We start from the raw sequence: 12832 nt of genomic DNA on the forward strand, positions 1-12832 counted from the left end.
ACTATGATTATGTTTGGTACCTACATCCCGGGCAATGACTGCCCCTTAGGATCGCACCGCATTTCGGGCAAAGGAACTGCTGCTGAGGGTCTCCCAACCCGCCGGCGGCCATATCCAATTCACTGTCGGACAATTCATCCGCTGCCTGTTCCAAGCCAACTTGGTTAACCTTACCCTCTGCCAGCTTAGCCAGTAAACTTTCTTTGAGGGTCCGCTGTATTTTACTCTCACCGCTATAATCTATTTTGGCGATTTGCGAGGCCAATTTAAGATTTTGACGGTATTCATCCTTACTAGCGACTTCTTCGGGATCTCTGCCCGACTGTAAAATTACTTCTAGGTCATGGGAGAAACGATCGGCAAGTTTTTGTTCAGTCATCTAGTCACCCCCCGGTCCTGCAACTCCGCCCGCAGCTTGCGCATGGACCGGTATAATATAATGGCCACGTTATTTTCACTGATACCGGTAAGCTGGGCAATTCGCCTGTTGGTGAGACCGGACCAAAATTTTAAGGAGATGATATTTCTTTCCCGATCGGCCAATTGGTTTAAGGCCTGCCGTAAATGTTTCTTTATTTCTGTGGTAATGGCATCCTTTTCCACATCCGAATCCGCAGCTATTTCCTGTACTGCCTCCAGAGAAACGGTTGAACGCCTTTGCTTCTCACGATAATGGTCGGTTACCCTATTATGGGCAATGGTGAAAATCCAGGCGGCAAAACTGCCGAGATTTTCTTGATAATCCTTTAGTCTATGAACAACCCTTTCAAATACTTGGCTGGTTAGATCATCGGCAACATCCGGATCACCCACCCGAAAGCGAATATAGTTGTAAATCCGTGGAAAATAAAAGTCGTACAGTTCAACAAAGGCTGACGTATCCTGGGCTGCCCGGGACACCAGGTTTGCTTCGTTGGTCAGCATCCGGCCTTGCACCTGATTACGATAAGTCTCACGTCAATCATTTAGTTAACCTCCTTATATACTTCACCCTGAGATGAAATCGTGTATATATGGGGGTGTTACCAGAGCTTTCGGAGTAATTTGCTTCTTTGCTGTGCATCTTTCACCTATTAGTACGACTGACTTGAAAATGTATTACACAGCTTTTTATCATTTATTTCCCCTTGCTCTAGGCCAGTTGCCGCCGGGCTAATTCGGCAAAAACACCCTGTTGACCCATCAATTCTTCATAGGAGCCGTCTTCGACGATACTGCCCTTATCCATCACAATAATGCGGTCGCAATTCATCACTGTGCTCAGGCGGTGGGCAATGACCACCCTGGTGGCCTTTAAGTTCTCTAAACTCTGGCTGACAATGGCCTGGGTCATATTATCCAGGGCACTGGTGGCCTCATCAAAGTAGAGGATTTTGGGTCTATTGACAATGGCTCTGGCTATGAGCAGCCTTTGCCTTTGACCACCGGACAGAGTGCCTCCCCCTTCACTGACCACCGTGTGCATTTTCATGGGCATTTGTTCGATATCTTTATCTAAGCCAGCCATCTTGGCCGCTTCCAGGGCATCATCCATGGTTAAATTGGGATTGGAACCCACAATGTTGGTAAATATATCACCGGACATGAGCTGGCCGTTTTGTAATACCACCCCTAATTGTTTGCGCACTGCCCGAATATCTACCTTGGATAGATCCTGGCCATTGTAGTAAATTCGCCCATTTTCCGGTTTTTCAAAGCCCAGCAGGAGCCGGAACAAAGTGGATTTGCCGCTGCCGGAGGTTCCCACCAGTCCTACATATTCACCGCTATGGATACGCAGGGAGACATCCTGTAGAATCAGAGGCCCATCTGCCTTGTAGCGGAAGGACAGGTGACTTACCTCAATTTCCCCGGTCAGTTCACCGGGCTGGCCCTTGGCTTCATCATACTCCGGCAATTCTTCCAGAATCGGTTTGGCCCGCTCATAGAGGGGGATAATCCCATTGACAGCTAACACGGAATTGGATAAAGAGATCATATTGCCCATAAAGCTGCCAAAGGCAGCGTTAAAGGCAATAAATTTACCGGCACCCATGGGGTTTTCCATATTCTGCAGCAGGACATAAAAAATCACCATGGAAGTTATCAGGGGGAATACGGAGTTAAAGGTCACCAGGATATTGGCTATCCGCTCACTTTTAAAGGAGATTTTTCTCTGCTCACCAAAATCCTTGGCCCACAGATAAAAGGCTCTCTTTTCCGTGCCGGAAACCCTAAATTTACTGACCCCACTGAACACTTGCAGTACAAAACCAGCTATTCTGTTGGAAATGTCCACGGTTTGCCGTTCATAGCGGATCTGGAAATAACCCAGCCCCAGGGTAACTAAAATGGCTATCAGTACCAGCAGGATGGCGAATAAAGCCAGTTTGACATTGTAGTAAAAAAGCAAGCCCAGATTAAAGACCGAAAAGGTAGCAGTAATAATGGAGTTAATGGTCACCCCGGACAGCATTTGGCGAATGGTACTAATACCCATGGCCCGCATGGCCAGCTCACCGGAGGAAAACTGCCGAAAGAAGGGTGTTGGCAGGCTCAGCAAACGATCCCAGACCGCCGCCTGGATGGAGCCCTCCATTTTCCCTTCCAATCTCAGCATGGCAATGGAACGGGTCAGTTGGAACAGCATGGTGGCCAGAGCACTGGCAGCCAGGATAAAACTAATTTGTAAAAGTTGTGTCTGTTGACCTTGGGGAATGATACTGTCAAAAATAACCCCGGTGGCCATGGGAATCAGCATACCCAGTATGCCGCCCAGGGCACCCATGAGAATAATCATCACTAAATCTCGCTTCCATGTGCTGTCAAAGCCAAAACGCAATAGATCCTTGTAGTTCAGAGCTTTGTTGGGGAAGGGGCGATAAAAGGTGTAACCAAAGGGTTTCACCCCCTGGGCCAGCTGCCTATTTACCTTTACCTTGATCCCCTTGGCTGGATCATAGAGCTGATACTCAGTGGGGGAGAGAGGCAGCAGGGCCACCGGGCGATTATCTTCCTCCAGATAAGCAATCAAGGGACCATTGTCTCGCAGCCACCATTCTCCCCGGAGGGCCACCTGCCTGACCCTGGCCTGGGAGGCCCTGGCAATGTCACCCAGTTGGTCCCTGGACGGTCTTTCCTGATATTGGAGGGGCGTCTTGATGTTTATCTGCATGGCTTTACCCACCATTTGAGTAACCGTGAGCAGTGCATCGGCCCCCACTGTTTCTATCACTGCATCTGCCAGTTGGTTTTGGGAAACTGCGGCCAGCTTGACAATGGCCTTGCGCATGAAGGTCTGATCATACTTTTCTCTTTCTTTAAAGCGCCGCTGCTCCTGCTCTATCCGTTCCCGGGCCTGTTGACGAATGCAAAGCAAGATGGCCTCATTCACTGCCTTCAGGTTTGCGAGGCTCGCTTCCCCTTGCCATTGGTTAATGAGAGCACTTGCTTGTTGATCCCTCGTTACCCCATTTTTTGCCAACCGCTCAACCCATTGGCTAATTAAAATGTAAAAGTCATTTTTCGTTGCCTCGTCTATAAAATCCGTAAAGTGTTGTTCTAGTCTTAACTGTTTGAGCACCGTGCCCGTTGAACCGGCAGCCAGCAGACCAAATTTCGTACTTTCTCCTTGGGGAGCGACACCAAACAAAAGCTGGCCTGGCTTGACTTCCATTAGAAAGTTTCTTTTGCCCACCGGTTGGTCAGCTTTAACTTCGATATAAAAAAGATTTACCGAGCCTTGCTCCACCAACCAAACACTGGCTGTATCCGTAAGCAGCAGGGGCTTGTTGCCTTCCACCGGAAGGGTAGTGCCCTCCTTGCTGAATAAGTCCAAAGGTATCTGCATGGGTTCACCTCCTTGACCAAAACTAGCTGGCACTGATTAGTTCCGCATAATGACCGGGTATATTCTTTAACTCATCATGGGTACCGCGCTGAATAATCTTGCCCCTTGCCAGGACGATGATTTCGTCACAATCCCGAATGGTACTGAGGCGGTGGGCCACGATGATACAGGTACAACCCCGTCGGCGAATCGCCTCATCCACCCTCTTTTCCGTAGTGGGGTCCAGGGCACTGGTGGCCTCATCCATAACCAGGATAGAGGGATTGTTAACCAGAGCCCGGGCTATTTCCAGCCTCTGTCTCTGCCCGCCGCTAAAGTTGCTGCCGCCCTCTTCCAATAGGTGATCGTAACCGCCGACCCGGGCTGTTATATCATCGTGGATACAGGCATCCTTAGCTGCCCGAATGATATCCAACTCAGAAATGTTTTCATCCCACAAAGTAATATTGTCTTTGATGCTGCCCTCAAACATGCTGATATCCTGATCCACCACCGCCAGGGATTGATTTAACACCGGGCGCGGCATTTCGGTCCGTTCTTTACCGTCAAAAAGAATTTGGCCGGACCAGGGTTTGTAGATACCCGCTACCATTTTTGCTACGGTGGACTTGCCGCTGCCAGATCCGCCAACCAGAGCCACCCGGCAACCAGGCACCAGGCTTAAACTAAAGTTATCAATGAGGGGTGCTTCCAAAGGACTGTAGCCAAAGCTCAGATCCTTGATTTCCACATAGCCGGCTAGCTTTTGCTGCCCGGCCAGTTCCTCCACGGTATAATTTTCCTTGGTCTGATCATCAATTGGGTATTTGAGCACGTCGTCCAATCGATTCATGTCACCTTCCAATTCCTGCACTTTGCTCCCCAGGTTAACCAGGCTGGTCACTGGATCCATAAAGCTTTGCATCAAACTTTGAAAAGCCACCAGCATACCGATGGTCATTTCCCCTCGAATAATGAAGTAACCCCCTAATACCAGAACAATGGTATCGGTAATACCGGATAAGAATTCGGGGATCACTTGCAGTTTGTTATTGGAAACACCCATCTCCTGTTCTGCATTGAGGGACTTGGCTTGATAACCGGACCATTTGGCAAAGAAGTCAGACTCCGAGCCGGTGGCCTTGAGGGTTTCGATCATTTGCAAACCAGACATAGAGGTACCCACTAATTTGCCCTTGTCCTGCAGTAATTTACGGTTTTGATCGACCCTTTTTTGGGAAACCACCCGTAGATAAACAATATTTAAGGCCGCAACCACCAGACCCACCAAGGCTAAAAGGATGTTATATTGCAGCATTAAGATAAAGTAGAAAACAATGGTGATTAAACTGAGGGCCGTGGTGGCCAACTCACCGGATAATACCTTGGCCACTTTATCGTTGCTTTGCATCCGGGAACTAATGTCCCCGGCAAACCGCTGATTGAAAAATTCAATGGGTAACCGCAGCACATGCCATAAAAATTGTCCCGAGGTACTGAGGGCAATTTTGGTTTCCAACCGCAGCAGGTAATACTCCCGGAACCAGGTCAGAATACCCCTGAGGATAGCAGTGATTGCCATGCCCCAGAGCAGCGGTACCAGCCAGTTTTGTTTATTAGCTAGTAAGATATCGTCCACAAAGATCTTAGAAAAAATCGGAATAACCAACCCTGGAATAACTAGAGCCAAGCCCACCAGGATGACATAAGAAAGGGCTATTTTAGAACCCCGCACCCGTTTACCCAGGGCCGCAATGATACTGGGTTTGCTGCCAATTTTTTTAAATTCCTGCCCCTTGCCAAAGGTCAATACGATACCGGTAAAGGACTGGTCAAACTCCTCTTCGGTCACCGTCCGAGGTCCGTCCGCCGGATCATTGAGATAGACCTTGCCGTTTTTAAAGCCTTCCAACACTAAAAAGTGGTTAAAATTCCAATGCACAATCATAGGCCCCGCCATAGTCTTCAAAGAATCGGGATCCTTACGAAAGCCCTTGGACTCCAGGCCATACTTTCTGGCCGCCCTCAGGATGTTGCTGGCCTTACTGCCATCCCGGGATACCCCACAGGCAATACGCAATTGTTCCAAAGGCACCCAAACCCCATGATATGCGAGAATCATGGCCAGGGAGGCGGCCCCGCACTCAACTGCCTCCATTTGCAGAATGGTGGGAACCTTCACTCTTTTGGCGGTACTTTTTATTTCTGCCATTTGTCATCACCCCTTTTCCCTATATGGGGAGATATTTCTTAACCAAAGGAATAACCATGCGAATAGGCTGTTGTTCCTGTACGGTGATAGAACCAGCACACATGGTACCACTGGAAATTAAGATGGGTGGTCCCTTGGGGGTGGACCATTTGTAGCCGCTGACGGTGGCGGTATCCACGATTAAATCAACATGTACTTCCAGGGGGGCACCCTGACCGGCCAATTGTTTCACTAACTCCTCATTGCCCAGGGTATTCATCATCGCCTGGCCTGTGGCGGGGTACTCCGAAACAGATACCACGCGACCCAACAGAAAACCGTGTTCTTCCTTATTGACAATGGTGGGGGATATTTGCGCCGTCATACCTGGCAAGATCTTTTTACCTTCCTGGGCTGGTATGTATAATACCGCTTCCAGACCCTGAATAGCTTCCCCGGCCTTTTCAATGCTCACTATTTTGCTGCCCGGTTGGATCAAATCACCCTGGTTGACAATAACCTCCAGAACCCTTCCTTCTTCTTCGGATACGATGGCCGATTTAAGCTGCAGTTCATCCTGAGCCTTTTTAATCGCTTCCTCGGTATCCGTAACTTTGGCTGAGATAGTGGACAGGGTACGGTCCACTGCCACCTCTGCCCCCTGGGTTTGTACTTGCAGCAAGGAAAGCTCCTTTTGGCCTTTTAACAATTCCTCCTGTGGGACAGCCCCAGCTTCAACTAGTTGAATAAGCCTTGCTACATCCGATGCTTGTTCCCGCTCATTGATTTGGTACTGCAAAAGCTGGACTTTGGCATTGATCAACTCATGTTTGAGGTCGTTAAATTCCTCTTCATAGCTAGAAGTTGCCTTAGCCTGCTCAATTCGTCTATTCAACTGCCGCAGTTGCTCCAATTCATTTTCCATGCTGCCGCCGGCAGTGGTAAGCTGTACTTGCTGCAGTGCTTTAACCTGACTCAAGACCGCCTTTAAACCATTGATTTTTTCCACTAATTCATACTGATCAATTCTGGCCACAACGTCGCCCTTTTTCACATAATCTCCGGCCTTGACCCGGACATCGGTTATTTGCCCGGCACTGACATGGACCAGATTATAAATACCGCCGCTTTTAACAATGATGCCCTGTCCCTGGGTTTTGGAAGGAATACTGCCAAAGATACTCCAAAAAACAACCGTAACCAGGATAGCAGCAATGGCTAGCAGGGAAAACCAGGCCCTTGGTGCGGTGACGGTGATCATTTGATCCAATTGTTCCGGCGAAGAAAGTCTTTCTAAGGACACCTTGCGAAACACACTCATTTTAGCCCCTCCTTTCTAATTGATTGATTAGTTTTCAGGCAAATAATCAAATTGGCCATTCCTTACTGCCTTTTTAAAGACAGCCTTGTCGGTGATGGTGCCGTCTTCATTAAAGCCAATGCTGTCACCAACGCTCTGCCAGTCCTTGGTAGCCCTCAGGGTGGCAGCAATATCCGCCGGCAGGGGACTGTCAGCTTTATTAATGGCGTAAGCCAGCAGTTGGATCGAGTCATAACCTTGAATGGCCCAGACATCTGGTTTTTTGTGATACTTCTGTTCGAATTTCTTGATAAAATCCTGCACACTGCTTTTTGGGTCTGTGGGGTTAAATATGGTGGCCAGGACAACTCCCTCGGCATCTTGGCCCAAGGTCTCAATGAAGTCAAAATCCAGACCGTCGCCACCCAGGATGGGTATATCCCGGCGATGCTTTTTCAATTCTTGAATAAACAGTCCGCCATCCGGCATGGAGCCTGCCACAAATACCGCATCGTAATCCAGGGCTTCCCATTTATCCATACTGCGCTTAAACTCGTTGCTATCAATGAAGCCATTGATGCGGTCCACAATGCGGATGCCCTTTTCCCTGGCCACATCTTCAAAGGCGTTGGCCAGGCCTAAACCATAGGGAGTATTGGAGTAATAGATGACAATATTTTTATACCGCCTTTGGTCGGCATAGAGAGCCATTTGTTTGCCTATTTGGGCATCACTGGGGATATTTTGAAAGACATATTGATAATCCCTTTGACAGAGCTCGGTGTTGGAAACCACCGGCGAGAGCATTACCACACCGGCATTCTCATAAATAGTGGAGGCGGGCAGGGTTATATGGGTATGCCAGTGCCCAATGATCGCCATCACCCTGGGGTCATTGGCAAAGGACTGGGCCACGGTGGAACCGATGATAAAGGTACTTTCATCATCACCCAGTTCAACCTTTAGCTGCCGGCCGGCTGCCCCACCTTGGGCATTCACTTCCTCTAAAGCCAGGTTGATACCCTCCATAAAATCCGTGGTATCAATCAATTGCTTGGGACCGGCAATACCAAAGACAATTTCATGGCTGATATCCTTAACCCAACCTGCCCTTTCCTCGGCCATATTTACTTCGCCGAAACATCCCGTAAGCAAAAACATCGGTAGTATTGCTAATAAAACAAACCTCATAAACACTCCTCCCTTTATCTGACCAGCCCTTACGTAATGGTTAGCCTTCTGCCATATAGTATCTGTACCCCCTCTGGACCCTGCCTGGATGCAAAGCCGATGTAACCTGCCTGGAGCAACTTCTGCTGGGCGGCTAAATCATTCGGCGGCACCGGGATTACTTGACCCCTGTCTAGCTGCAGCGGCCGATCCATATTCTGAAACAGAATATACCGCCAGTAATGATTGTATTTTTGCTTGAGATCTACGATCAGCAGACCTTGCTTCATTACTGCCTTCAAGCTGGGGTAATTAGCCGGGGCGATGGTGGAATACAAGTACCTCCAGCGACCCAGGGATTGGGCCAGTTGGCCCAAATGCTTAAACATCCGTCGTTGTAAATCGTTGCCTCGGTAGTCCGGCGCAATCAGGGTAATCTCCAAATGGGTTACCTTGGACAATTCTGCCTCGGGTAAACCATATTCCCTCCCTAAATTATCCTCACTGCGGCCCGGAAAGCAGAGGGCACAAAAGGCCACCAATCTCCTTTTGACGATAACTCCCAGGGCTAAGCCCTGGCCTGCCAGAATGTTTTTTATTTCTGCCCCGGTTAAACGAACACATAGTTCCTTTTTTTCTAAATTAGACAATACCAGAGCCTGCAGGGCCTCTATGGCGGGCAAATAACCGGGGTCCAGTAAAATCATCTGAAAGGGGCAAACCCCGGTGACGGCTTCAATTAAGTCTCCTGTTTCTACGATCCTCACAGACCCACTCCCTTATCAGGCTTATTACTCAACCCACCTCTTTGCCGATTGGTTAGCCAGAACAACCCCAGCAGAACGAAGGAAACTGCCCCAATGGCTCCCACTCCTAAAATACCAAAGGCTAAGACACCGCCAAAGAGCAGCGGCCCTGACATTTGGCCCATTTTTCGGATATTGTCGTAATAACCCAAGGCCTTACCAGAACCAACCCTTTGGGTAGCTTCCAATCTTAAAAAGTAATTATTTTGGGCCAATAGGCCAAAGCTTTCGGCCACACCCAGTAAAACCACCACGATGAAGGCCGTTAACAAAGTGGCCTTGAGGGAGAACAGCAGAAAGGCCAGAATAATGATGAGGCCAGATAGCAGTATGGAACCACCGGGACTCAGGTATTTACTGGTGTATTTGCCCAGCAGGGGACCTAAATAGACAATACAAAGACCATTGAGCATAAAGGCTCTGCCGACGTTAGAGGTTGAAGCCCCCATGCTTTCGGCAAATAACGGAAAATAATAATCCAGAAACATACTGCAAACCGTTAGGGGGAACACAATCAGCAGGAAAAAGGTCAGTACTTGCTTGTTGCCAAAGAAGCCCCACAGACCGCCGCTTCCTTGACCCACCGCCTTAGCCAGGGAACAGGCTTGACGACCTGCCAGGGATGTATCCCGGAAAAAGGCCAGGGCAAAAAGTACCGCCAAAAGCATAAAGGCCAAGGCAACAAAGAAAACCTGGGAATAGCCCATCCGGTCTGCCAGCATGGCACCGATTACCACACCGTTCAACAGACCAGCGTACAGCCCGGCGGTCATGGCTGTAAAGCCCTGGCTTTTGGCTTCATCACCGGGTAGGGTATTAATAAAGGAACGCATTGAAATAGCTGAACAACCGTAACCAATACCCACAATACCCCGGGCCAGGATAAATAGCAGCGGTTCCCTGGCCAGCCCGGACAGGGCTGTGCCCACGGCTAAAACAAATAAACCCGTAAAGAAAATCTTGCGCCAATCATATTTATCCACCAGATAGCCTGCCACCACCGTGGCAAGGCCGGCGGCTAACATTTCCATGGAAATGGGTAAGCCCAGGACGATATTTTTCGACAGGCCCAGGAATGGCTGATAAATTTCCTTCATCAACAGGGGGATAAAGGCACTGGGCATAAACACGGCGAAGAACAGCACAAAGGAAAGCGGCCGCATAATACCTGGTTCGAAAAGACCGCTGCCCCCTTGGGCCGGAACTTTTTCCCGCTGCAGCCAGCGATTTAAGAAGATTAAGAGGAATAGGGTGGTTTCAACCATGATGATCAGTGAGGCCACCAACACCGTTAAGCCGTCCAGAATGACAGCTTGTAATTTACTATTTAAGTAGCTTTCGGAAATTCGCACCGATATTTTGGCACTATTATTTTGTCTATCCTTAGCCAGGTGCAAACCGGTGCTTAGGTCATCCCTGGTGGTTTCGGAAATTGCACGGCTGGCTGTGGTGTATAACACCTGATTATCGGCACCCAAAAGGTTGATGCTCTCAATTTCCGGTACCCCTTTAACAATGCGCTGCATATAGCTTTCCAGGTCATACAGTTTGCTATAGGGCACCCCTTTGTTGATGACATAATTGATATCCTTTTGCATAATTGTCGCACTGATGGCCACCGTCTCCTGGGCTATTTCCCGATAGGCGTGCTTAAACATCTGGTAGTTGATAGCACTATAAATTATTTGCACCACGCCCAGGATGACAATAAAGCCGGTCAGCATGTACTTCTTATTAATTTTGTTGTCCACCACCAGGGGTGCTTTCTGCACAAAGAAATACAGCCCCAGTAAGGCCAAAGCTGCTAAGAGGGCCAGATAACGTACTAATTGGTTTAAGTATTTTGCTGTGTGTTCACGAATAACCCTCTCATCAAAGAGGAGATCCAAACTGCCAATCCAAGCTGACTGGGCATCACGGATGGGAATGATGGCATGGTATTTGCCTCCATAAAGGGTTGAGGTAAAGGTATCCTCTCCTTTGTCCGGCTGGAAATTAATTTGTTGTTGTACCTCCTGGGGCAGTTTTTGACCTTGCACAGTACCATGCTGGTCATAAAGGATACTGCCGTCCGGCAAGATAACCTGTACTGCTTCCAGGTACTCCGAGTTCTTTACTTTTTCCGACAGCAACTCTTCAATACCAAAAAAGTTGGTTAAGGGCTTACCATACTTCACCGCATATTCAATTTTTCGTACGGTTTCTTGACCGGAGACTGCGTAACTGGCGATCAGGGAGTTGGTATAGTTTTTTTGGAAGGAAGCAATATTAAGGCCGCCGGTAAAACCCAACACCAGGATAATTAAAAGAATGGCTGAGGTTAGCATAACTATTTTAATTCTTTTTGATCGAACTTCTGCCATGGTGCTTCACTCCCATCTCATTCAGCAATATTTGGATATAACTCATCTGCCACCAATAGGATCTCAAAGGGTGTCTGGTAACCAATCCTTTCAGCAGTTTCCAGGTTTAATAAAATATGCGGGGTACTTCTGAATACCTGGGGCAGTTGACCCGGTGGGGTCCCCCTAAGGATTTTCGTCAAGGTCGCTGCTTCAAAACGCCCAATATTGGTATTGTCATCGATGGTTATGCTCATGAGCACACCATATTTCACCTCACTGCCCCCCAGCTGAGACAAAGTAGGGATTTTTTTATCATGAAAGGGTTTTAATAACTGGGGTAACTTCTGGGAGTCGATGGCGGCCATGGTAATATACATGGCATCAACTTCCCCGGCTAAGTTCTGGTAGGCCTCTGCCAGCTGCCGGTAATAGCGTTCGGTATTGCCATCCAGGGTTGGCTCAGCCACATGATAGCTTATTACTTCAAAGCCTCTTTCTTTACCCAGGGCCATGGCATCATTGACGGCGGAATAACTGCGGGCTGCTGCGGAGTTTTCATAGACCATCCCCAATTTTTTAAAATTGAATTGATCGTGAAAAACCTGTAATTGACGATAGAACCTCGTGGAGTCCATATGGGCCCATACATGCGGGATGCCAGAGGTTTCCTCGTTTTTCACAATGTTGGAATCAACCGCATTGCTGGCGGACATAACCATGGTGGGTATCCGATGTTGGTCCGTGGCAGCCACCGTTCCCGCATAGGTGCCCATAACGAATACCAGATCTAAATCCTCTTTTTCCCTCAGTCGGTGTATAACCTGATTGGCCAATTGCGGATCGGTACTGAGGGTATAATGGGCATCGGGCACAAAATCCAGGTAGGGGCTCACCTCATTGGCGGCCAGCCATTGCCACATCATATGGGTGTCTTGTTGGCCAGGCTGATACGGCAGTGCCTCTATACTGGTAAGCCAGCCTAATTCCTCCAGTCCCCGCAGCAAGTGGTATAAATGGGAGCCGTAGTTAACAAAGGATTCGCTTTCCATATAGCCAATGCGCCATTTTTTTTGATTATTGATTTCCGGAGCCTTCGTCTTATCAATTGGGTTGGGTTCAGAGGGGTAGGTCAGGGTAAAAATAAGGCCTAGGGCCAAGACCGCACCTACTATGAACTTATTTATGCATCTGGACATCTTCAATCTCTCCCTC

9 protein-coding genes are annotated in these 12832 nt (G+C 48.5%); all 9 read right to left on the reverse strand.

What is annotated here, in order from left to right; genetic code table 11:
• Positions 1–7: 7 nt before the first annotated feature.
• Positions 8–379 (reverse strand): hypothetical protein, encoded by a 372-nt coding sequence (locus V6C11_RS13890; protein WP_333531794.1) that lies wholly within the window; start codon positions 377–379, stop codon positions 8–10.
• A complete protein-coding gene (locus tag V6C11_RS13895; RefSeq protein WP_333531795.1) occupies positions 376–924 on the reverse strand; it encodes an RNA polymerase sigma factor in 549 nt (182 codons plus the stop codon). The genes V6C11_RS13890 and V6C11_RS13895 overlap by 4 nt, the downstream gene beginning before the upstream one ends.
• 208 nt (positions 925–1132) lie before the next feature.
• Positions 1133–3829 carry an NHLP bacteriocin export ABC transporter permease/ATPase subunit gene (locus V6C11_RS13900; RefSeq protein ID WP_333531796.1) on the reverse strand — a complete coding sequence of 899 codons (2697 nt, stop codon included), beginning with the start codon at positions 3827–3829 and terminating at the stop codon, positions 1133–1135.
• 22 nt (positions 3830–3851) lie between these two features.
• On the reverse strand, positions 3852–6020 hold the full coding sequence (locus V6C11_RS13905) for an NHLP family bacteriocin export ABC transporter peptidase/permease/ATPase subunit (RefSeq protein WP_333531797.1): 2169 nt from the start codon (positions 6018–6020) through the stop codon (positions 3852–3854).
• Positions 6021–6039: 19 nt separating this feature from the next.
• The gene (locus V6C11_RS13910) at positions 6040–7320 is read right to left on the reverse strand and encodes an NHLP bacteriocin system secretion protein (protein WP_333531798.1); all 1281 of its coding nucleotides are present in this window, start codon (positions 7318–7320) and stop codon (positions 6040–6042) included.
• Positions 7321–7347: 27 nt separating this feature from the next.
• Entirely contained in the window at positions 7348–8490 is a 1143-nt protein-coding gene (locus V6C11_RS13915; protein ID WP_333531799.1) for an ABC transporter substrate-binding protein, read from the reverse strand.
• Positions 8491–8519: 29 nt separating this feature from the next.
• A complete protein-coding gene (locus V6C11_RS13920) occupies positions 8520–9236 on the reverse strand; it encodes a hypothetical protein (protein ID WP_333531800.1) in 717 nt (238 codons plus the stop codon).
• Positions 9233–11638 carry an MFS transporter gene (locus tag V6C11_RS13925; protein WP_333531801.1) on the reverse strand — a complete coding sequence of 802 codons (2406 nt, stop codon included), beginning with the start codon at positions 11636–11638 and terminating at the stop codon, positions 9233–9235. Before V6C11_RS13925 ends, V6C11_RS13920 begins: the two co-directional genes overlap by 4 nt.
• Positions 11639–11655: 17 nt before the next feature.
• Positions 11656–12816 carry an ABC transporter substrate-binding protein gene (locus tag V6C11_RS13930; RefSeq protein ID WP_333531802.1) on the reverse strand — a complete coding sequence of 387 codons (1161 nt, stop codon included), beginning with the start codon at positions 12814–12816 and terminating at the stop codon, positions 11656–11658.
• Between the last annotated feature and the right edge of the window lie 16 nt (positions 12817–12832).

Origin of the sequence: Desulfotomaculum sp. 1211_IL3151 (assembly GCF_036763075.1) — a bacterium.
GTDB lineage: Bacteria > Bacillota > Desulfotomaculia > Desulfotomaculales > Desulfotomaculaceae > Desulfotomaculum.